The following is a 20,341-nucleotide window of genomic DNA, read 5'->3' as shown; positions in this document are numbered from 1 at the left end:
CAAGCGTAGGCCCTTCGGGGGGCTGGGCGACGCGGACGAGGGTCGTCACTCTTTGTGGTGGCAAGTAGCGCTCTGCGCATACGGTCGCGCGATGCATAGCACTCTTGTGCCAACCGGACAGCAAAGGAGGGCCGGATGATCCGTTCGTACAAGTTCCTCATGCGGCCCACCGTGCGTCAGCAGATCGCGCTCGGCGAGATGCTGCGGGATCACTGCTCCCTCTACAACGGTGCATTGCAAGAACGCCGCGACGCCTGGCGGCATGTGTCGAAGACGAGTATCAAGTACGGGCAGCAGTCCGCGCAGCTCAAGGAGATCCGCGCCTTCGACCCAGAGCGGCAGGGGCGTTGGTCGTTCTCCTCTCAGCAGGCAACCTTGCGCCGCCTGGACAAGGCGTTCGCGGCGTTCTTCCGGCGCGTGAAGGCCGGGGAGAAGCCGGGCTGCCCCCGTTTCCGGGGCGTCAACTGGTTCGACACCGTGGACTTCCCCAGGGACGGTGACGGCTGCCGCTGGGACGCCACCCCGCACGATCCGATCACCCGCGTCCGCTTCCAAGGTGTCGGACACGTCAAGGTGCACCAGCATCGTCCGGTGACCGGCAGGGTCAAGACCGTCAGCATCAAGCGCGAGGGCAAGCGCTGGTACGTGGTACTGACCGCCGAACAGAGCGAGCCCGAGCCGCTGCCCGCGACGGGCAGCGTGGTCGGCATCGACATGGGCATAGCCTCGTTCCTCACCACCTCCAACGGTGAGCACATCGCCAATCCCCGCCACGGCCACAAGGCCGCCGCCAGATTGAAAGCCGCACAGCAGGCACTCAGCCGGTGCACGCGCGGATCCAAGCGCCGGCACAAGGCCGCCCAGAAGGCCGCAACCCTGCACCGCAAGGTCCGCCGCCAACGCCTGGACCACGCGCACAAGACCGCGCTCGGCCTGGTGCGCGCACACGACTTCATCGCGTACGAAGACCTGAAGATCTGCAGCATGAGCACCGCCCCCGCACCAAAGCCCGACCCCGGGACGCCAGGCGCGTTCCTGCCCAACGGGGCTGCAGCGAAGGCCGGGCTGAACCGTTCGATCGCCCGACGCCGGATGGGGGGTGTTCCTCGCGATCCTGAACGCCAAGGCTGAAAAGTGCCGGACGACAAGTGATCGCTGTGGACCCCCGCAACACCTCCCGGCGGTGCCCCGCATGCGGGCACACCGCCAAGGAGAACCGGCCCACCCAGGAGAAATTCCACTGCGTCTCGTGCGGCCACACGGCACACGCCGACACCGTGGGAGCCCTGAACGTTCTGCGGGCCGGGCTGGTCCGTCGCGAAGCCCAGTCGGCATAGCGAGAAGCCCCCGCGTTCACGCGGAGGAAGAGTCACGGGAGGAACCATGACCGGAACAAGCAAGAACGACAGCGACGACGACCGCCGAGAGCCCGTACAGCATGGCCACCTTCACTGGCCGGTGCCGCCCGTGGACGGCTACACCGTGGACGACCTGTTCACACTGCCCGATCTCCCGCCGCACACCGAGCTGATCGACGGGAGCCTCGTCCTGGTGAGTCCGCAGCGCAATTTCCACGCAGACGTCATCGACCTGCTGGTCAGCGGCCTCCGGCGAAGCGTGCCGAAGGAGTTCAGGGTGAAGGTGAAGCGGGAAATGACCATCATCCTCGACCGACGCAACGGCCCGGAGCCCGACGTGAGCGTGGTCCTGGCCGATGCGGTCAGCGGCCCGGACCAGACGTGCTACCAGGCTCAGGACGTGCTGTTGGCCGTCGAAGTCGTGTCCCCCGACTCGGAGTCCCGCGACCGTACGACCAAACCGCAGAAGTACGCCGCCGCCGGCATCCCCAACTTCTGGCGCGTCGAGCGCGACGGAACCGGCCGCAGTCCGCTTGTTCACGCTATGAGCTGGACCTGCTCACCCGCGCGTACGTACACATGGGCATGCACCGCGACTGGATCAAGGTCGCCAAGCCCTACCCCGTCGACATCGACCTGACCGCCATCGACGGACTCTGACCCGGCCCCTCAGACCACCGTCGCCCCCGCCGCCGGCCCCGAAGCCGTCCGCACCGTCGCGCAGGTCCCCGACGCCCGCAGCACCCCGGCGATGTCGGACGCGGACTTCGCGTCCGAGGCGAGGAACGCCGTCGTCGGCCCCGAACCCGAGACCAGCGCGGCCAGCGCCCCCGCCGCCCGTCCCGCCGCGAGGGTGTCCGCCAGCTCGGGGAAGAGGGAGAGCGCCGCGGGCTGGAGGTCGTTGGAGACGGCCACGGCGAGCGCGGCGGGGTCGCCCTTGGCGAGGGCGTCCAGCACCGCCTGGTCGGCGACCGGCTCGGGGACGTCCAGGCCCTCCGTCAGGCGGTCGAACTCGCGGAAGACGGCCGGGGTGGACAGGCCCCGCGCGGCCATCGCGAACACCCAGTGGAAGTCGCCGCCGACCTCCAGCTCCGTCAGCTTCTCCCCGCGCCCGGTGCCGAGCGCCGCCCCGCCGAGCAGGCTGAACGGCACGTCGCTGCCCAGGTCGGCGCAGATCGCGAGCAGCTCGTCCCGGGAGGCGCCGGTTCCCCACAGGGCGTCGCAGGCCACCAGCGCGCCCGCGCCGTCCGCGCTGCCGCCCGCCATGCCGCCGGCCACCGGGATGTCCTTGGCGATGTGCAGGTGGACGTCGGGCTCGCGGCCGTAGCGCTCGGCGAGGGCGAGGGCGGCGCGGGCCGCCAGGTTCGTGCGGTCCAGGGGGACCTGGCCGGCGTCCGGGCCCTCGCAGGTGACGCGCAGGCCCTCCGGTGCAGGGGTCGCGGTGATCTCGTCGTGGAGGGAGACCGCGAGGAAGACGTTGGCCAGGTCGTGGAAGCCGTCCGGGCGGGCGGCGCCCACGGCGAGCTGGACGTTGACCTTGGCGGGGACGCGTACCGTCACGCTCACTTGCTCGTCACTCCTTGTGTTCGGCGATACGCGCGAACTCTTCCACGGTCAGGGCCTCGCCACGCGCCTGCGGCGACACCCCGGCGGCGACGAGGGCGGCCTCGGCGGCGGCCGCGGAGCCGGCCCAGCCGGCGAGGGCGGCCCGCAGGGTCTTGCGGCGCTGGGCGAAGGCGGCGTCGACGACGGCGAAGACCTCGGCCTTCGAGGCCGTCGTCTTCAGCGGCTCGCTGCGGCGGACCAGCGACACCAGTCCGCTGTCGACGTTCGGGGCGGGCCAGAAGACGTTGCGGCCGATGGCGCCGGCCCGCTTCACCTCGGCGTACCAGTTGGCCTTCACGGAGGGCACGCCGTACACCTTCGAGCCCGGCCCCGCGGCGAGGCGGTCGGCGACCTCCGACTGGACCATGACGAGGGTGCGCTCGATGCTCGGGAAGGTGTCGAGCATGTGCAGGAGCACGGGCACGGCGACGTTGTAGGGGAGGTTGGCGACCAGCGCGGTCGGGGCGGGGCCCGGCAGCTCGGTCACGTGCATCGCGTCCGAGTGGACCAGCGCGAAGCGGTCGGCGCGCCCCGGCATGCGGGCGGCCACCGTGGCGGGCAGGGCCGCGGCGAGGACGTCGTCGATCTCGACGGCGGTCACCCGGTCGGCGACCTCCAGCAGGGCCAGGGTGAGCGAGCCGAGACCCGGTCCCACCTCGACCACCACGTCGTCGGGGCGGACCTCGGCGGTGCGGACGATACGGCGGACCGTGTTCGCGTCGATCACGAAGTTCTGGCCGCGCTGCTTGGTGGGGCGCACGCCGAGGGCTGCCGCGAGTTCGCGGACGTCGGCGGGGCCCAGAAGGGCGTCGGGGGTGGGGCTGCTCACCCCGCAAGGGTAGCCGGGGGTCATCCGTGCAGCCGTGCCCCGCAGTGCGGCCAGGCGCTCGCCCCGCTGCGCACGTAGAGCTTCTTGGCCCGGTAGGTCTGCTCCGCCGCCGAGGCGTCCTGGGGCCGGCCCCGGCCGCCGAGGTCCTGCCAGGTGCGGGTGTCGAACTGGTACAGCCCCCCGTACGTGCCCGAGGGGTCCACCGCGTCCGGGCGGCCGCCCGACTCGCACGCAGCCAGCCCCTGCCAGTCCAGGTGACCGGTGCCCCCCACGGACGCCGGCCGCGGTTTCGTGCCGACGTGCACCACCTGAGGGCGGGGCTCGCGCACCACCTCGGTGCGCAGACGGCGCGGCTTTTCCCGGACCCCGTTGACGGTGCGCACGGCGTACGTGGTCCGCCGCAGGCCGGGCTGTCCCGCCTGCTGGACGACCTCGGTGCCCCGGTACAGCGACGGGTCCTGCGTTCTCTCCACCCGGAAGGGGATCGGTTCCTCGTGGACCTCGTGCGAGCCGGTGATCCGCAGCACCGTGACGGTCTGCCCGTCGCGCGGGAAGCCGGCCGGCGGCACCGACGTGGTGTCCTGGCCGCGCAGGGTGATCCCGGCCTCCTCGACGGCCTCGCGCACGGTCGCGGCGTTGGTGCGGACGGTGCGGGCCCGGCCGTCCGCCATGACCGTCACCACGCGTTCGGTACGGACGTCCAGCGCGAGTCCCTCGCGGCCGATGCGCCGGGAGCGCGAGGTGGACAGGTACGCGCCCTCGGTACGGACTCCGAGCTGCCGCAACGTTCCCTCCACCGTCTCGGCCGTCGTCCACACCTGGCGACGACGGCCGTCGAGGGTGAGCAGGACGGGGCGGCCGTAGCGGACGGTGACGTCGTCGCCGCTGGTGAGCGGCGTGCCGGGGGCGGGTACGACGACGTCGTGGGCGCCCACCTCGACGCCCTCCTCGGCGAGCAGTTCGGTCACGTCGTCGGCGAAGGTGTGCAGGGTGCGCGGCGTGCCGTCGACGGTCAGCTCGACGGCCTTGTCCTCGGCGACGAAGGCGGTGGTGCCGCCCGCGAGGAACGCCACGACCAGCGCCCGCGGCAGCAGGCGGCGCAACGAGGCGTCCGCGCGCTCGGTGTACCGCGCCCGGCGCCGGCGCGCGGCCCGCCCGTCCGGTGCGGGAACCGGCGCCGCGGGCCGGGCGCCCTGCCGGGGCAGCGCGGCGCGGCCGGTCACCTCGTAGGCGGGCCGGTAGGTGTCGCCGTACGCCAGGGTGGGCGCACTGTGCACGTCATACGGTTCACAGCTCTCGTATGTCTCGTGCGTCTTGTCGGTCTCGTGCGTCTCGTACGTCTCGAACTGCGCTCTGCTCACGCCGACACGCTCCAGGGGTCCGGATCGGGCCCCCAGAACCTAGCGGAGCGGTCGTCACTCTCCCAAGCGACTTCGCTACGGAGAGTTTCGTGTCGCGGTCAGCAGTCGCGCTCAGTAACCGAAGGCGCGGGCGGTGTTCGCCGCGAGGGCCGTGGCCAGGGCGTCCTCGTCGATGCCCCGCACGGCGGCCATCGCACGCACCGTGACCGGCACCAGGTAAGGGGCGTTGGGCCGGCCCCGGTAGGGCACCGGCGTGAGGAACGGCGCGTCGGTCTCCACCAGGACCAGTTCCAGCGGCGCCACGGCGAGGGCGTCGCGCAGGTTCTGGGCGTTCTTGAAGGTGACGTTGCCGGCGAAGGACATGTAGTACCCGGCGCGGGCGCAGATCTCCGCCATGTCCGCGTCGCCGGAGTAGCAGTGGAAGACGGTGCGCTCGGGGGCGCCCTCCTCCTTGAGGATGCGCAGGACGTCGGCGTGGGCGTCGCGGTCGTGGATGACCAGGGCCTTGCCGTGCCGCTTGGCGATCTCGATGTGGGCGCGGAAGGACCGCTCCTGCGCCTCCTTGCCCTGCGGACCGGTGCGGAAGTAGTCCAGGCCCGTCTCGCCGACGCCCTTGACCTGCTCCAGCGCGGCCAGCCGGTCGATCTCGGCGAGGGCCTCGTCCAGGCCGGCGTCCCCGCCCGGTTCGCGCGCGCTCTGCCGCGACCAGCCGTCGGGGTCGCCGTGCACGATCCGCGGAGCCTCGTTGGGGTGCAGGGCGACGGCGGCGTGGACGTTGTCGAACGCCGCCGCCGTCTCGGCCGCCCACCGCGAGCCCTTGATGTCGCAACCGACCTGGACGACCGTCGTGACACCGACCGACGCGGCCTTGGCGAGGCCCTCCTCCACCGTGCCCGCCTGCATGTCGAGGTGGGTGTGCGAGTCGGCGACCGGTACCCGGAGGGGCTCCGGGAGCGGCGGGGCGGCGTTCTTGTCGGACGCGTTCGAAGGCATGCCCCGATCCTACGAAAGCTCCCGGAAGGTCAGCTCGCCCTGCGCTGGAGGTGGAGGGCGTGCAGCAGGTCGGACAGGTGGTGCCGCCGGGAGCGCTGCCGGGGGATCTCCGCGGGGGGCGTCCGGTGGTGCCCCGGTGCCGTGCCGCGGGCCGAGGCGACCCGCCCGGGCCGCATGATCCGTACCACGTGGCTGTCGCAGTTGGCGCACGTGGGGCGGCTCAGCGGGGAGGGCACGATCCGCCCGCCCGCCACGTAGCGCACGAACTCGTGGCCACCGGCGTCCCGGTGGTGCTCTATCTCGTACGACTGCTCCCAGCCGTGCCCGCAGCGCATGCAGGCGAAGGAGTACGACTCGTGGACGACGGCGGTGACTCCGGTGATCTCACCCATGCCGGCTCCTGACATCAGCTGTTCCGCTGGACGGGGACGGTTCGTGCCCCTGCCCCCCAGTGGACTCCTCGGCGGGACCGGGCGCACCGGACCTGCCGAGGAGTTGGAGCCGATTTGGACCGCCCTTGGTCCGAGGGCCCGTCCGGGGGCCCTGGGTCAAGGAACGGTCATGCGCCCGCGTGCTTCGCCGCCACCACCGCGTCGAACACGTCCCGCTTGGGCACGCCCGCCTCGGCGGCCACCGCGGCGATCGCCTCCTTGCGCCGCTCCCCCGCCTCCTCGCGCACCCGCACCCGGCGCACCAGCTCCTCGGGCCCGATCTCCTCGGGCCCCCTGGCCGGGGCGCCCTCGACGACGACGGTGATCTCCCCGCGCACGCCCTCGGCCGCCCATGCCGCCAGCTCGCCCAGCGGACCGCGCCTGACCTCCTCGTAGGTCTTGGTCAGCTCCCGGCACACGGCGGCCCGCCGGCCGTCGCCGAACACCTCGGCCATGGCGGCGAGGGTGTCGTCGAGCCGGTGCGGAGCCTCGAAGTAGACGAGGGTCCGGCGCTCCTCGGCCACCTCCTTCAGCCGGGCCAGCCGCTCGCCCGCCTTGCGCGGCAGGAAGCCCTCGAAGCAGAACCGGTCGACCGGGAGCCCGGACACGGCGAGCGCGGTGAGCACGGCGGACGGGCCGGGCACGGCGGTGACCCGCACGTCCCGCTCGACGGCGGCGGCGACCAGCCGGTAGCCGGGGTCGGACACCGACGGCATGCCCGCGTCGGTCACCAGCAGCACGCGCGCGCCGCCCACCAGCTCCTCGACCAGTTCCGGCGTGCGGGCGGACTCGTTGCCCTCGAAGTACGACACGACGCGCCCCTTGGGCGTCACGCCGAGCGCCTGGGTCAGCCGGCGCAGCCGCCGGGTGTCCTCGGCCGCGACGACGTCGGCGCCGGCCAGCTCCTCGGCGAGCCGGGGCGGGGCGTCCTGGACGTCGCCGATGGGGGTGCCCGCCAGTACAAGGGTTCCAGTCACGTCCCCATCCTCCCAGGGGCGGACGGACGGGGACGCATCCGGACCGGTCCGGGCCATGCGCGGGACGCGCACAGAACGGTTCCCTACGATGGCGCGGTGACCAGTACCGCGTCCTCCACGGACATCCGGAAGGACCAGGCCCCGCCCGACCAGCGGCCCACCTGGCAGCTGCGGCTGCGCCGCTTCGGCTACACGGCGGGGCCCGCAGACGACGTCCGCGACCGGCTGGTGCCGCCGTACACGCGGCCGGGCCCGCGGCTGTGGGCCTTCTTCGGCGTGCGGGGGCCGGTCGCCGACCGCATCGTGCGCTGGTCGGGCTGGGGCGGCCCGCTGCTGGTGACGCTGCTGGCGGGGGTGCTGCGGTTCTGGAACCTGGGCAGCCCGAAGGCGGTGATATTCGACGAGACGTACTACGCCAAGGACGCCTGGGCGCTGATCCACCGCGGGTTCGAGGTCAACTGGGACAAGAACGCCAACGACCTGATCCTGAACTCCGGCGGTGACGTCCCGATCCCGACGGACGCGGCGTACGTCGTCCATCCGCCGGTCGGCAAGTTCGTCATCGGGCTCGGCGAGCTGATGTTCGGGTTCGACCCGTTCGGCTGGCGGTTCATGACGGCGCTCCTCGGCACGCTGTCGGTGCTGCTGCTGTGCCGTATCGGTCGCCGCCTGTTCCGCTCGACCTTCCTGGGGTGCCTGGCGGGCGCGCTGATGGCGGTGGACGGGCTGCACTTCGTGATGAGCCGCACCGCGCTGCTGGACAGCGTGCTGATGTTCTTCGTGCTGGCCGCGTTCGGCTGCCTGGTCGTGGACCGGGACCGGGCGCGCGCGAAACTCGCCGCCGCGCTGCCCGTGGACGCCGACGGCCGGGTCCGCCCGGACGCGCACATCGCCGAGACCACCCGCATCGGGTGGCGCCCCTGGCGGATCGCGGCGGGGCTGATGCTGGGCCTGGCCATCGGCACCAAGTGGAACGGCCTGTACATCACGGCGGCCTTCTGCGTGATGGCGGTGCTGTGGGACGTGGGCTCCCGCCGGGTCGCGGGCGCCCGCCGGCCGCACCTCGCGGTGCTCCGGCGCGACCTGGGATGGGCGTTCCTGTCGACGGTCCCGGTCGCCGTCTTCACCTACGTCGCGTCCTGGATCGGCTGGATCCTCTCCCCCGCCGACGGAAGCGGCGGCTACTACCGCGACTGGGCGGCGACGGACGGCAAGGGCAGCTCCTGGTCCTGGCTGTTCCCGGACTGGTGGCGCAGCCTGTGGCACTACGAGACACAGGTGTACGACTTCCACACCCACCTCACGTCGCCGCACACCTACCAGTCCAACCCGTGGAGCTGGATCGTCCTGGGCCGGCCGGTCTCGTACTTCTACGAGTCCCCGGCGCCCGGCACGGACGGCTGCCCGGTCGACGCGGGCGAGAAGTGCGCCCGCGAGGTGCTGGCGCTCGGCACGCCGATGCTGTGGTGGGTGGGCTGCTTCGCCCTGCTGTACGTCCTGTGGCGCTGGGCCTTCCGCCGGGACTGGCGGGCGGGCGCGATCGCGTGCGGGCTGGCGGCCGGCTATCTGCCGTGGTTCCTGTACCAGGAGCGCACGATCTTCCTCTTCTACGCCGTCGTCTTCCTGCCGTTCCTGTGCCTGGCGGTGGCGATGCTGCTGGGGGCGATCGTGGGGCGGGCCGGTTCCAGTGACGCCCGGCGGGTGGCGGGGGCGACCGGCGCGGGTGTGCTGGTGCTGCTGATCGCCTGGAACTTCATCTACTTCTGGCCGCTGTACACCGGCACGGCGATCCCGATCGACGACTGGCGGTCGCGGATGTGGCTGGACACCTGGGTCTAGCCGACGGCTCCGGCCCTGTTCCGGTCCGGATCGGCGAACCCGCCACGGGACCGTGGCGGGTTCGCGTCGTCGAGGCCGGCTGACCGGGTCGGGCGCGTTCAGCACGCGACCCGGTCATGACCGGTTGCTCACTGGGCCTGCTGCAGGTTCCCCTGCTGCATGCCACCAGGTGCTCCCTGGGCCTGCTGCAGATTGCCCTGCTGGATCCCACCGGGTGCACCCTGCGCCTGCTGCAGGTTCCCCTGCTGGATCCCACCGGGTGCACCCTGCGCCTGCTGCAGATTGCCCTGCTGGATGCCACCGGGTGCACCCTGGGCCTGCTGCAGGTTCCCCTGCTGGATGCCACCAGGCACACCCTGAGCCTGCTGCAGATTGCCCTGCTGGATCCCACCGGGCACACCCTGCGCCTGCTGCAGGTTCCCCTGCTGGATCCCACCGCGACCCTGAGCCTGCTGCAGATTGCCCTGCTGAATGCCACCAGGCACACCCTGCGCCTGCTGCAGGTTCCCCTGCTGGATCCCACCGCGACCCTGCGCCTGCTGCAGATTGCCCTGCTGGATCCCACCAGGCACACCCTGCGCCTGCTGCAGGTTCCCCTGCTGAATGCCACCAGGCACACCCTGCGCCTGCTGCAGGTTCCCCTGCTGGATCCCACCGCGACCCTGAGCCTGCTGCAGGTTCCCCTGCTGAATGCCGCCAGGCACACCCTGGGCCTGCTGCAGGTTCCCCTGCTGGATCCCACCGCGACCCTGAGCCTGCTGCAGATTGCCCTGCTGAATGCCGCCAGGCACACCCTGGGCCTGCTGCAGGTTCCCCTGCTGGATCCCACCGCGACCCTGCGCCTGCTGCAGATTGCCCTGCTGAATGCCGCCAGGCACACCCTGCGCCTGCTGCAGATTGCCCTGCTGGATCCCACCAGGCACACCCTGCGCCTGCTGCAGGTTCCCCTGCTGAATGCCGCCAGGCACACCCTGCGCCTGCTGCAGATTGCCCTGCTGGATCCCACCGGGCACACCCTGCGCCTGCTGCAGGTTCCCCTGCTGAATGCCGGGGCATTCAACGAACCTGAGGACGCCCGTTACGTCTCTGACCGCGCAGAACTGTGAGGGTACGGCGGTTGAGGCCTTGGACACGTCCTGAGGCGCTGCCGCGACGCTCGCAACGCCGGCCCCGCCGACGAGCCCCGCCGCCAAGCAGGACGCGCCTATCAGGCGAGGTATTCGTTGCCGGATGCTTCTCATCACCATGGTGTTTTCCCTCATGTGTGAAAGCGGTTTGCGCTTGCCTGGACCAGCTCATCCTGGAATGCCCGGCATCACCGCGGCGTGACGCCGACGTGACCGGGCCCCCAGAAGCCCTGGCAGAAGGTGGTGAATCGCGTCCGGAAACGGCGGAACCCGCCACGGATTCGTGGCGGGTTCGTGTTGCCGGAGCAGACCGGCGAGCTCCGGGGCGCTCAGCTAGCGGCAGGGGCCGAAGCGGGCTGCACCTGCTGCATGTTGATCTGCACCAAGCCACCCAGCAGCCCCTGCGCCTGCTGGATGTTCGCCTGCTGCACGCCGCCCGGCGCGGCCTGCGCCTGCTGGATGTTCGCCTGCTGCACGCCGCCCGGCGCGGCCTGCGCCTGCTGCTCGTTGGCCTGCTGGATGCCGCCCGAGCCGTCCTCGGCCGCCTGCCGCGTCTGCGGTGCGTCCTCGGGCAGGCCGATGGTGACGGAGTACTGGCTCCCGTCGGCGCCGGCGTGCCCGAAGCCGATGGCATGGGCGCTGCCCGCGCCGAGGACGACCAGGCCCGTGGCCGCCGTGGTGATCACGAATCTCTGAAACGTACGCATGGATCCCTGCCTCTGTTCCTGCCCCTTGCACGGGCTCGATTACCCGGACGCAATGGAATAGACCCAAAGGTATTAAAGGGAAGGGATTCACGCCGTACCCGGAGACCCGTGTCGGTTCCCCAATCACCCGTTTGCCATCCCGGCGCGGCACCACCCGAAAGTCATGAACTGCTATTTCGGAATTCTCACTTAATAGCAACCGGGATGGAATTCGCGCGGTGACGATCACCCGGGCTCCGGACCTGACCCGGGGCCGGGAGCGGCGGACTGTCGGGCGGCCGCCCCAGCCTCGACCTCCGCCTTTCAACAAGCGCGCACGGTTCGACAAGCGTGGACGGGCACAGCAAGATAGATCCGTAGGACAGTAGATCGTAAGCCTCTGGGCAACGACAGCGAAGCCGGTCGGCGAGCGGTCCGACCGGCCCGCCTAAGCGTTAAGGCAGCTATGACGGCACGTGATCTCGCTTCCTCAGCCCTGGGTGTGAAGAACAAGCCCTCCGTGCACATCGCTCTCCTCGGCGGCTTCGACCTCCTGGTCAACGATGTGCCGGTGGCAGTCCCAGTGGGCTCGAAACGACTTCTGGCATTTGTCGCACTCAATTGCCGGACTTCCGTACCCCGGAGTCTGATCGCCGGCAACCTCTGGCCCAAGGCCCCCGAGCAGTGTGCGTACACGAATCTGCGGGCGGCGTTGTCACGGATGCGCAGCATGGGCAGGAGGGCGCTGGAGGTGACCCCCACCGAGGTCAGGCTCGCGCGGGACGTCACCGTGGACCTGTACCACGCACGGTCACTGGCCCAGCAGCTCGTCGCCCGCCGGGTCCCGGGTGAGGCGCTCCACGTGACGGCGGCGACCGTCGACGACCTCTCCGCGGACCTGTTGCCCGGCTGGTACGACGAGTGGGCCCTCGTGGAGGCCGAGAACTGGCGCCAGTTGCGTCTGCACGCCCTCGAGGCCCTGGCGGACACGTTCATCGACGCCGAGGAGTTCGCCGGAGCGGTGTCGGCCGCCCAGGTGGCCGTCCAGGCAGATCCTCTGCGGGAGAGCAGCCAGACCTCTCTCATCCGGGCCTACCTGGCCGAGGGCAATGCGTCCGAGGCCGTCCATCACTTCGAACGGTACGCCCGGCGCCTTCGCGACGAACTGGGCCTGTACCCGACAAAGCGCCTGCACCAGCTCGTGGCCGACGTGCAGCGGACGCGCAGGGGCAATCGGGCGCTGCGGCGCTAGGCGGCGCGGGCCCGTCAGGTACGGGCTCGGTTCACGGAACGCCCCAAGCCCGGCAGGGAACGCCCCGGTCTGTCCGCGATCCGGGTCAGCCGGCTGATCTCCGTTCGGCCAATAAACGGAAACGTCCGTGCCGTGTGTCGTTCCGTGCGCCTAGAGTGAGCGCCACGATCGGCCTTTCTGAACACGTTCAGAAGACGTGCGGGGAGGCCCCCACGGGGAGGGGACGGCCCAATGGGCAAGGGGGTGAAGGCCGCCGTCATAGGCGGAGTGTTCGCCGTGATGGTGGGCGGAGCGGGCTACGGCGCCTACAACGTCGTGTCGGCGCTGGACGGCGGCGGGGGCTCGGGGGCGGCCGGTTCGGCGCCGAAGAGCGGGCCGCCCAGCGGCGACGAGGTCGCGCAGACGACGGAGAAGTTCTTCTCGGCCTGGGAGAAGGGACAGGCGGCGACGGCCGCGTCGTACACGAACAACGACGCGGCGGCCGAGACCCTGCTCACGGCCTACGGCGAGGACGCCCACATCACCGGCGTGAAGATCACGCCCGGCACGGCGAGCGGCGTCACCGTGCCGTTCACCGTCAGCGCGAAGGTGTCCTTCGAGGGGAAGACCGAGCCGCTGACGTACAAGAGCCGGCTGACCGTGGTGCGCGGCGAGACCACCGGACGCGCGCTGGTCGACTGGCGGCCGTCCGTCGTCCACCCCGAGCTGAAGCAGCCGGACGACACACTGGTCACCGAGGAGTCGGCGAGCCCGCCGATCGAGGCGGTGGACCGCAACGGCACCGTGCTGACGAAGGAGAAGTACCCCTCGCTCGGGCCGGTCCTGGACACGCTGCGCCAGAAGTACGGCGACAAGGCGGGTGGCACCCCCGGCGTCGAGCTGGTGATCCGGCACGCGGCCCAGGAGGCCGCCGACACCCCGTTGCTCACCCTGGCCGAGGGCGAGCCCGGCAAGCTGCGGACGACGCTGAGCGCGGGCGTTCAGGCGGCGGCCGAGAAGGCGGTCGAGCGGTACGGCGAGTCCTCCGTGGTCGCGGTGAAGCCGAGCACCGGCGAGGTGCTGGCCGTGGCGAACAACCGGGCGGACGGCTTCAACGCGGCCTTCCAGGGGCGGGTCGCACCCGGCTCCACCATGAAGATCATCACGGCGGCGATGCTCATCGACAACGGCGTGACCTCGATGAACGGCCCGGCGCCCTGCCCGGACACCGCCACCTGGCAGAGCCAGACCTTCAAGAACCTGACGGGCATGGAGCCCGATGAGGGCGCCACGCTGGCCAACAGCTTCCTGCGGTCCTGCAACACCGCCTTCATCAAGCTCGTCGACGAGGAGCCGCTCACGGACGCCTCGCTGACGGCCGAGGCCCAGGAGCGGTTCGGGCTGGGGCGGGACGACTGGAAGACCGGCGTCGTCTCCTTTGACGGCAGCGTGCCCGCCTCGGGCGGCCCGGACCGCGCGGCCAACGCCATCGGCCAGGGCCAGGTGCAGATGAACCCGCTGAACATGGCCTCGGTGACGGCGACCGCCATCACCGGCACCTTCCGCCAGCCCTATCTGGTCCCGCCGGAGCTGGACGGCCGGCAGCTGGCCACCGCCAAGGGCCTGCCACAGAGCACCGCCGCCCAGCTCAAGCAGATGATGCGGCTCACCGCCACGCAGGGCACCGCCCAGGAGGCCATGGCGGGGCTCGGCGGCGACATCGGCGCGAAGACCGGGTCGGCCGAGGTCGACGGGCAGACCACGTCCAACAGCTGGTTCACCGGTTTCCGGGGCGACGTGGCGGCGGCGGCCATGACCGAGGAGGGCGGCCACGGCGGCGACGCGGCCGGCCCGATCGTGGCGGACGTCCTGAGGGCGGGCGGCTGAACGCGGCCGGCGGGACGGGACCCTAGGGTGGTCGCCGTCGTTGGAAGCGTGAGGCGACGACGGCATCGAGGGCCGAGGCCCTGGGGATCGACGAGGAACGGGACGCAGTGGGCAGGAGAAGGGCCGCCGCCGAGCGGCGCAGGACGAGACCAGCCGTGATCGGCGGCGTGGTCGCCGTGGTCGTCGGCGGTGCCGGGTTCGGTGCCTACGCGCTGTACGGCGGCACGGCGGCCGGCGAGGACACGGCACGTACGACGTCGGCGGCCGGGGAGAAGGTGAAGACCGGCCCGCTCTCGGCGGCCGAGGTCACCGGTGCGGCACAGCGGTTCCTCACGGCCTGGCAGCGCGGCGCGGTCGCCGAGGCCGCCGCCGCGACGGACGACGCCGAGGCCGCCGAGGCCCTGCTCACCGGCTACACCGAGGACGCGCGGATCAAGGACGTCACCCTCACCCCGGGCACGCCGTCCGGCGCCGAGGTGCCGTTCTCCGTCAAGGCGACGGTGGCCTTCGAGGACACGAGCAAGCCGCTGGCGTACGACGGCGCGCTGACCGTCGTACGCCGGGCCGGCGACGGCGAACCGCGCGTGGACTGGAAGCCTTCCGTCGTCCACCCCGAGCTGCGGGACGGCGACAAACTGGTCACCGGGGAGTCGGGGACGCCGCCGGTGAAGGCGCTGGACCGCGACGGCGGGGAGATCACGGCCGCGAAGTACCCCTCGCTCGGTACCGTCCTGGACGGACTGCGGGAGAAGTACGGCGAGAAGGCCGGCGGCTCGGCGGGCATCGAGCTGCGGGTGGTGCGCGGCAAGGAGTCCAAGGCGGCCAAGGTCTCCGACAAGACGCTGCTGGAGCTGAGCGAGGGCACGCCCGGCACCGTGAAGACGACCCTGGACCCGCGTCTGCAGTCCGCCGCCGAGCAGCAGGTGGCCGGCAAGGAGCGGGCGTCGGTCGTCCTGCTGCGCGCCTCCACGGGCGAGATCCTCGCGGCCGCCAACGGCAGCCACGGCTTCAACACCGCCTTCCAGGGCTCCCTCGCCCCCGGCTCCACGATGAAGGTCATCACCTCCTCGCTGCTGATCGAGAAGGGCCTGGCGTCGATCGACAAGAAGCACCCGTGCCCCAAGTACTTCACCTACGGCGGCTGGAAGTTCCAGAACGACGACAAGTTCGAGATCAAGGACGGCACGTTCAAGGCGAGCTTCGCCCGTTCCTGCAACACCGCCTTCATCAGTCAGGCGCCGAAGCTGAAGAACGACGACCTGACCAAGCAGGCCCAGCAGGTGTTCGGGCTGTCGATGAACAACTGGGCGATCGGTGTGCCGTCCTTCGACGGCGCGGTGCCGGTGCAGAGCGCGGCCCCGATGGCCGCCTCGCTCATCGGGCAGGGCGGGGTGCGGATGAACCCGCTCAACATGGCGTCCGTGTCGGCGACGATCCGGACGGGCACCTTCCACCAGCCGTACCTGGTCGCCCCCTCGGTGGACGGGCGGAAGCTCGCCACCGCCTCCCGCACGCTGTCCGCGTCCACGCTGACGCAGCTGCGCGAGCTGATGTCCTACACGGCGGCGTACGGCACGGCGGCGGAGGCGATGTCCGGGGTGAGCGGGGACGTCGGGGCGAAGACCGGATCCGCGGAGGTCGACGGCCAGAAGAAGCCCAACGGCTGGTTCACCGCGTACCGGGGCGACCTGGCCGCGGCGGGCGTGGTGCAGGCGGGCGGGCACGGCGGTGACACCGCCGGACCGATCGTGGCGTCGCTGCTGAAGGCGGGCGGCTGACACCTCCGGGGCCGTCGGCCGGCACCGTCGCGCGGTGGCCCGGCAGGCCCCGGCTCAGTGCGCGACCGGCTCCGCCGCCGCCACGTACGTGAGCCGCAGGAACCGCATCAGGGTCTTGGTCTCGAACTGGACGACCGAGCAGCCCTGCGGGGAGTGGAACTCGACCACGGCCTGCACCCGCCCGCAGGGCCACACCCGCACGTCGCCGGTTCCGGTGGGCGCCCGCAGGCCCTGCTCCAGCAGGGCCCGGGAGAAGGACCACTCCCGGGAGCCGGGTCCCGGGCCGGGGAGCTTGACGCTCACCGTCCGGGAACTGTCGTCGGGGTCGTACCGCAGCACGACCGGTACGGCTCCGCCGTCCTCGTCCGGGCCGTCCGTGTCGGTGAGGATGTGGGCTCGTGCGTACTGTTCGACTACGGACATCGGATGGCCCCTTACACTGCGTCGCCTGTGCGGATGCTGTGCGTCCACCCCCACTCCAATGTCCCATATTTCCCAGATGACACATTTCCAGATGGCCGTTATCTCACAACTGAGATAACGAGCGCCTCGCTCTTGCAAGCCGTTCGCAACAGACCACTATCATCGAACGGTGCACGTACCTGACGGATTCATCGACGCCCCGACCTCCGCCGTGACCGGAGTCGTCGCCGCGGGCGCCATCGCGGTCAGCCTGCGCGGCGCGCGCCGGGAGCTCGACGAGCGGACCGCGCCCCTGGCGGGCCTGGTCGCGGCGTTCATCTTCGCGGTGCAGATGCTGAACTTCCCCGTCGCGGCGGGGACCAGCGGCCACCTGCTCGGCGGCGCGCTCGCCGCGATACTCGTGGGCCCCTTCACGGGGGTCCTGTGCGTCTCCGTCGTCCTGCTCATGCAGGGCATCCTGTTCGCTGACGGCGGCCTGACCGCGCTCGGCGTCAACATCACCGACATGGCGATCGTCACGACCGTCGTCGCCTACGCCCTCTTCCGCGGCCTGGTGAAGCTCCTGCCGCGCACGCGCCGGTCGGTCACCGTCGCCTCCTTCGTCGCCGCGCTCGTCTCCGTCCCGGCCGCCGCCCTCGCCTTCACGCTCCTGTACTGGATCGGCGGCACCACCGACGTCGCGATCGGCAAGGTCGCCACCGCCATGGTCGGCGTGCACGTCCTGATCGGCATCGGCGAGGCCGCGATCACCGCGCTGACCGTCGGCGCCGTCATCGCCGTACGCCCGGACCTGGTGTACGGCGCCCGCGGCCTGACCCAGAAGCTCAAGCTGCGCGTGGGCGGCGAGCTGGTCGACGCGCCCGACGAGGAGCCCGCGCCCGCCGCCGCCCGCTCGCACCGGGCGCTGTGGATCACCGGCCTGGTCACCTCCCTGGTCCTCGCCGGCTTCGTCAGCTTCTACGCCTCCGCGGACCCCGACGGCCTGGAGAAGGTCGCCGCCGACAAGGGCATCGACAAGAAGACCGAGGAGCACGCGAGCGCGGACTCGCCGCTCGCCGACTACGGCGTCGAGGACGTCACCGACGCGCGCCTGTCCGGCGGCCTCGCCGGCGTGATCGGCGTCGGTGTCACGGTCGTCGCGGGCAGCGCGGTGTTCTGGGCGGTGCGCAGGCGGCGCAGCGAGGACACGTCGCCGGCCCACACGGACACGGCCGTCTGACATGGGCGCCGGCCACGCGCACCGGCTCTACCGGCACGGGCACTCCCCCGTGCACGGTCTGCCGCCGCACACCAAGATCGCCGCCACGTTCGCCTTCGTGATCGTCGTGGTGTCGACCCCGCGCGAGGCGATGTGGGCCTTCGGCCTGTACGCTCTGCTGCTCGCCGCGGTGGCGTACGCGGCCCGCGTCCCGGCCGGCTTCCTGCTCAAACGCCTGCTGATCGAGGTCCCGTTCGTCGCCTTCGCGGTGCTGATGCCGTTCGTGGCGGAGGGCGAGCGGGTCGAGGTGCTCGGCATGTCGCTGAGCGTCGGCGGCCTGTGGGGCGCGTGGAACGTGCTGGCCAAGGGCACGCTGGGCGTCGCCGCCTCCGTCCTGCTGGCCTCCACCACCGAACTGCGCGAACTGCTGCTCGGCCTCCAGCGGCTGCGGCTCCCGCCGCTGCTGGTGCAGATCGCCTCGTTCATGATCCGCTACGGGGACGTGATCACGGACGAGATGCGGCGGATGCGGATCGCGCGGGAGTCGCGCGGCTTCGAGGCGAAGGGCATACGGCACTGGGGAGTGCTCGCCAAGTCCGCGGGCGCCCTGTTCATCCGCTCCTACGAGCGCGGCGAGCGCGTCCACCTGGCCATGGTCAGCCGCGGCTACGCCGGCTCGATGCCGGTGATCGACGAGGTGACCGCATCCCGGGCGCAGTGGTCGTACGCGCTGGCCCTCCCCGCCGCCGCCCTCGTCGTCTGTCTGCTGGGATGGAGCCTGTGACTGCTTCTCTGGAGGTCTCGGGCCTCGCCTTCGCCTACCCCGACGGGCACCAGGCCCTGTTCGGCGTCGACTTCTCGATCGCGCGCGGCGAGCGGGTCGCCCTGCTCGGTCCGAACGGCGCCGGCAAGACCACCCTCGTCCTGCACCTCAACGGCATCCTGACCGGAGGCACCGGCACCGTGACGGTGGCCGGGCTGCCGGTCGGCAAGCAGCACATGGCGGAGATCCGGCGCCGGGTCGGCATCGTCTTCCAGGACCCCGACGACCAGCTCTTCATGCCGACCGTGCGGGAGGACGTCGCCTTCGGACCGGCGGCCGCCGGGCTGAAGGGCGCGGAGCTGGAGGAGCGCGTGGACCGGGCGCTCGCCCTGGTCGGCATGCGTGAGTTCAAGGACCGGCCCCCGCACCATCTCTCCTTCGGCCAGCGGCGCCGGGTTGCGGTGGCGACCGTGCTCGCCATGGAGCCGGAGATCCTGGTCCTGGACGAGCCCTCCTCCAACCTCGACCCGGCCTCGCGCCGCGAGCTCGCCGACATCCTGCGCTCGCTGGACGTCACGGTCCTGATGGTCACCCACGACCTGCCCTACGCCCTGGAGCTGTGCCCCCGCTCCCTGGTCCTCAGCGAGGGCGTGATCGCGGCCGACGGCCGGACCGCCGACCTGCTCGGCGACGAGGAGCTGATGCGCGCCCACCGCCTGGAGCTGCCCTTCGGCTTCGACCCGCGCTCCGTGAGAATGGGCGCGTGACGAACGAGGAGAGCGCCGAGATCACCGGGGCCGAGGGCACGCTGCTGCTCGACGACCAGCTGTGCTTCGCGCTGTACGCGGCGCAGCGCGCCGTGACGGCCGCCTACCGGCCGCTCCTCGACGACCTGGGTCTCACCTATCCCCAGTACCTGGTGCTGCTGGTGCTGTGGGAGCGCGGCGAGACGACGGTCAAGGACCTGGCCGCCGCGCTGCGGCTCGACTACGGCACCGTCTCCCCGCTGCTGAAGCGGCTGGAGGCGGCCGGGCTGCTGCGCCGTGAGCGGTCGGTGCGGGACGAGCGGTCGGTGCTCGTCGCGGTCACCGGGCGCGGGGAGGAACTGCGCGAACGCGCGGCCCGGGTGCCGGGCGCCCTGCTCTCGGCGACGGGCCTGGACGAGGGGGAGGTCGCCCGGTTGCGCGAGGAGCTGTGGCGGCTCGCGCAGCGGGCGGGGGCCGCGGCGGACCGCGCCCGCTGACCTCCCGCCCTGGCGCGGACGGAGGTTACCCGCGGTCGCCACCCCCTGGCGGTGGAACCGAACTTACCGGCCAGTACCTTGTGCACGATGATGTTGCGTGCACCTGTTCCCGGGAGAGGCCGGCCATGACCGACAGCACCGCCGTCGACACCCGCCCCACGAAGATCATGTACGTCGCCGAAGCCACCGCGCACGGCGGCCGGGACGGCTACGTCACCAGCCAGGACGGCCAGTTGGACCTCAAGGTCGCCATGCCCTCGGCGCTGGGCGGCGACGGCGCCGGGACCAACCCGGAGCAGCTCTTCGCAGCCGGTTTCAGCTCCTGCTTCCACAACGCCCTGATCCTGGTCGGCAACCGCGCGGGCTACGACCTGACCGGCTCCACGGTCGCCGCGAAGGTCGGCATCGGCCCCAACCGGCACCGCGGCTACGGCCTCGCGGTCGCCCTGAGCGTCTCCCTCCCGGTCGTGGACCCCGAGCTGGCGGACCGGCTGGTGAAGGCGGCCCACGAGGTCTGCCCGTACTCGAACGCCACCCGCGGCAACATCGACGTAACGATCGTGCTCGGCTGACGGGAGGCAGGAATCGCAGGCGCGGGGCGACTGTTGCAGC

Annotated in this window: 18 protein-coding genes and 2 pseudogenes; 12 read left to right on the top strand and 8 right to left on the bottom strand. The window is 71.6% G+C overall.

Translation table 11 applies throughout. The features are described 5' to 3' along the window. The first annotated feature begins 135 nt into the window (after positions 1-135). Positions 136-1,337, top strand: a pseudogene (locus IE260_RS15595) (RNA-guided endonuclease InsQ/TnpB family protein). Between the two features lie 46 nt (positions 1,338-1,383). Then, positions 1,384-2,018, top strand: a pseudogene (locus IE260_RS15590) (Uma2 family endonuclease). Positions 2,019-2,027: 9 nt separating this feature from the next. Here the strand turns inward: IE260_RS15590 and IE260_RS15585 are convergent. The 6 genes from IE260_RS15585 to rsmI all read right to left on the bottom strand — a co-directional run bounded on the left by IE260_RS15585 (position 2,028) and on the right by rsmI (position 7,554). Continuing rightward, a complete protein-coding gene (locus IE260_RS15585) occupies positions 2,028-2,924 on the bottom strand; it encodes a 4-(cytidine 5'-diphospho)-2-C-methyl-D-erythritol kinase (RefSeq protein WP_189872107.1) in 897 nt (298 codons plus the stop codon). 7 nt (positions 2,925-2,931) lie between these two features. After that, a complete protein-coding gene (rsmA, locus tag IE260_RS15580) occupies positions 2,932-3,792 on the bottom strand; it encodes a 16S rRNA (adenine(1518)-N(6)/adenine(1519)-N(6))-dimethyltransferase RsmA (RefSeq protein WP_189872105.1) in 861 nt (286 codons plus the stop codon). A 20-nt stretch (positions 3,793-3,812) separates the two neighbouring features. Beyond that, positions 3,813-5,153, bottom strand: a complete 1,341-nt coding sequence (locus IE260_RS15575) for a resuscitation-promoting factor (RefSeq protein ID WP_308434667.1) — start codon at positions 5,151-5,153, stop codon at positions 3,813-3,815. Positions 5,154-5,264: 111 nt separating this feature from the next. Further along, positions 5,265-6,146: a TatD family hydrolase gene (locus tag IE260_RS15570; RefSeq protein ID WP_189872104.1), complete on the bottom strand. Its 882-nt coding sequence runs from the start codon at positions 6,144-6,146 to the stop codon at positions 5,265-5,267. Positions 6,147-6,175: 29 nt separating this feature from the next. Continuing rightward, positions 6,176-6,538 carry a hypothetical protein gene (locus tag IE260_RS15565; protein ID WP_189872102.1) on the bottom strand — a complete coding sequence of 121 codons (363 nt, stop codon included), beginning with the start codon at positions 6,536-6,538 and terminating at the stop codon, positions 6,176-6,178. A gap of 167 nt (positions 6,539-6,705) precedes the next feature. Beyond that, complete coding sequence (gene rsmI / locus IE260_RS15560) at positions 6,706-7,554, bottom strand: 16S rRNA (cytidine(1402)-2'-O)-methyltransferase (RefSeq protein WP_189872100.1); 849 nt, start codon at positions 7,552-7,554, stop codon at positions 6,706-6,708. Between the two features lie 96 nt (positions 7,555-7,650). Here rsmI and IE260_RS15555 point away from each other — a divergent pair, with 96 nt between their 5' ends. After that, positions 7,651-9,393 (top strand): dolichyl-phosphate-mannose--protein mannosyltransferase, encoded by a 1,743-nt coding sequence (locus IE260_RS15555; protein WP_189872098.1) that lies wholly within the window; start codon positions 7,651-7,653, stop codon positions 9,391-9,393. Between the two features lie 116 nt (positions 9,394-9,509). After that, on the top strand, positions 9,510-10,499 hold the full coding sequence (locus tag IE260_RS15550; RefSeq protein ID WP_189872096.1) for a hypothetical protein: 990 nt from the start codon (positions 9,510-9,512) through the stop codon (positions 10,497-10,499). Positions 10,500-10,849: 350 nt separating this feature from the next. On the opposite strand, the gene IE260_RS15545 is transcribed toward IE260_RS15550, so the two are convergent. Further along, positions 10,850-11,227, bottom strand: a complete 378-nt coding sequence (locus IE260_RS15545) for a hypothetical protein (RefSeq protein ID WP_189872094.1) — start codon at positions 11,225-11,227, stop codon at positions 10,850-10,852. A 709-nt stretch (positions 11,228-11,936) separates the two neighbouring features. Between IE260_RS15545 and IE260_RS15540 the strand changes: the two genes are divergently transcribed. The 3 genes from IE260_RS15540 to IE260_RS15530 all read left to right on the top strand — a co-directional run bounded on the left by IE260_RS15540 (position 11,937) and on the right by IE260_RS15530 (position 16,102). Further along, positions 11,937-12,458 (top strand): AfsR/SARP family transcriptional regulator, encoded by a 522-nt coding sequence (locus IE260_RS15540; RefSeq protein ID WP_229880773.1) that lies wholly within the window; start codon positions 11,937-11,939, stop codon positions 12,456-12,458. Positions 12,459-12,689: 231 nt separating this feature from the next. Then, positions 12,690-14,324, top strand: a complete 1,635-nt coding sequence (locus IE260_RS15535) for a penicillin-binding transpeptidase domain-containing protein (protein WP_189872090.1) — start codon at positions 12,690-12,692, stop codon at positions 14,322-14,324. A gap of 107 nt (positions 14,325-14,431) precedes the next feature. Next, positions 14,432-16,102: a penicillin-binding transpeptidase domain-containing protein gene (locus tag IE260_RS15530; protein WP_189872088.1), complete on the top strand. Its 1,671-nt coding sequence runs from the start codon at positions 14,432-14,434 to the stop codon at positions 16,100-16,102. A gap of 54 nt (positions 16,103-16,156) precedes the next feature. Here the strand turns inward: IE260_RS15530 and IE260_RS15525 are convergent, their stop codons facing one another. Continuing rightward, positions 16,157-16,525 carry an SsgA family sporulation/cell division regulator gene (locus tag IE260_RS15525; protein ID WP_189872086.1) on the bottom strand — a complete coding sequence of 123 codons (369 nt, stop codon included), beginning with the start codon at positions 16,523-16,525 and terminating at the stop codon, positions 16,157-16,159. 169 nt (positions 16,526-16,694) lie between these two features. Here IE260_RS15525 and IE260_RS15520 point away from each other — a divergent pair, with 169 nt between their 5' ends. The 5 genes from IE260_RS15520 to IE260_RS15500 all read left to right on the top strand — a co-directional run bounded on the left by IE260_RS15520 (position 16,695) and on the right by IE260_RS15500 (position 20,301). Beyond that, positions 16,695-17,744 (top strand): energy-coupling factor ABC transporter permease, encoded by a 1,050-nt coding sequence (locus IE260_RS15520; RefSeq protein ID WP_189872084.1) that lies wholly within the window; start codon positions 16,695-16,697, stop codon positions 17,742-17,744. Position 17,745: 1 nt separating this feature from the next. After that, a complete protein-coding gene (gene cbiQ, locus IE260_RS15515) occupies positions 17,746-18,507 on the top strand; it encodes a cobalt ECF transporter T component CbiQ (protein WP_189872073.1) in 762 nt (253 codons plus the stop codon). After that, positions 18,495-19,253 (top strand): energy-coupling factor ABC transporter ATP-binding protein, encoded by a 759-nt coding sequence (locus IE260_RS15510; protein WP_189872071.1) that lies wholly within the window; start codon positions 18,495-18,497, stop codon positions 19,251-19,253. The genes cbiQ and IE260_RS15510 overlap by 13 nt, the downstream gene beginning before the upstream one ends. After that, positions 19,250-19,729, top strand: a complete 480-nt coding sequence (locus IE260_RS15505) for a MarR family winged helix-turn-helix transcriptional regulator (RefSeq protein WP_189872069.1) — start codon at positions 19,250-19,252, stop codon at positions 19,727-19,729. Before IE260_RS15510 ends, IE260_RS15505 begins: the two co-directional genes overlap by 4 nt. A gap of 125 nt (positions 19,730-19,854) precedes the next feature. After that, positions 19,855-20,301, top strand: coding sequence for an organic hydroperoxide resistance protein (locus IE260_RS15500; RefSeq protein WP_189872067.1), 447 nt, complete (start codon positions 19,855-19,857; stop codon positions 20,299-20,301). Positions 20,302-20,341 lie beyond the last annotated feature (40 nt).

It is taken from the genome of Streptomyces viridiviolaceus, from assembly GCF_014650995.1.
GTDB classification, from domain to species: Bacteria; Actinomycetota; Actinomycetes; order Streptomycetales; family Streptomycetaceae; genus Streptomyces; species Streptomyces viridiviolaceus.
This window is presented reverse-complemented; position numbering and strand designations above follow the sequence as displayed.

What these genes read in the sequence shown, in the direction of transcription:
- cbiQ (WP_189872073.1), top strand. Translation starts at nt 17,746, where the DNA reads ATGGGCGCCGGCCACGCGCACCGGCTCTACCGGCACGGGCACTCCCCC.
- IE260_RS15510 (WP_189872071.1), top strand. Translation starts at nt 18,495, where the DNA reads ATGGAGCCTGTGACTGCTTCTCTGGAGGTCTCGGGCCTCGCCTTCGCC.
- IE260_RS15550 (WP_189872096.1), top strand. Translation starts at nt 9,510, where the DNA reads ATGACCGGTTGCTCACTGGGCCTGCTGCAGGTTCCCCTGCTGCATGCC.
- IE260_RS15565 (WP_189872102.1), bottom strand. Translation starts at nt 6,538, where the DNA reads ATGGGTGAGATCACCGGAGTCACCGCCGTCGTCCACGAGTCGTACTCC.
- IE260_RS15545 (WP_189872094.1), bottom strand. Translation starts at nt 11,227, where the DNA reads ATGCGTACGTTTCAGAGATTCGTGATCACCACGGCGGCCACGGGCCTG.
- IE260_RS15500 (WP_189872067.1), top strand. Translation starts at nt 19,855, where the DNA reads ATGACCGACAGCACCGCCGTCGACACCCGCCCCACGAAGATCATGTAC.
- IE260_RS15535 (WP_189872090.1), top strand. Translation starts at nt 12,690, where the DNA reads ATGGGCAAGGGGGTGAAGGCCGCCGTCATAGGCGGAGTGTTCGCCGTG.
- IE260_RS15570 (WP_189872104.1), bottom strand. Translation starts at nt 6,146, where the DNA reads ATGCCTTCGAACGCGTCCGACAAGAACGCCGCCCCGCCGCTCCCGGAG.
- IE260_RS15525 (WP_189872086.1), bottom strand. Translation starts at nt 16,525, where the DNA reads ATGTCCGTAGTCGAACAGTACGCACGAGCCCACATCCTCACCGACACG.
- IE260_RS15540 (WP_229880773.1), top strand. Translation starts at nt 11,937, where the DNA reads ATGGGCAGGAGGGCGCTGGAGGTGACCCCCACCGAGGTCAGGCTCGCG.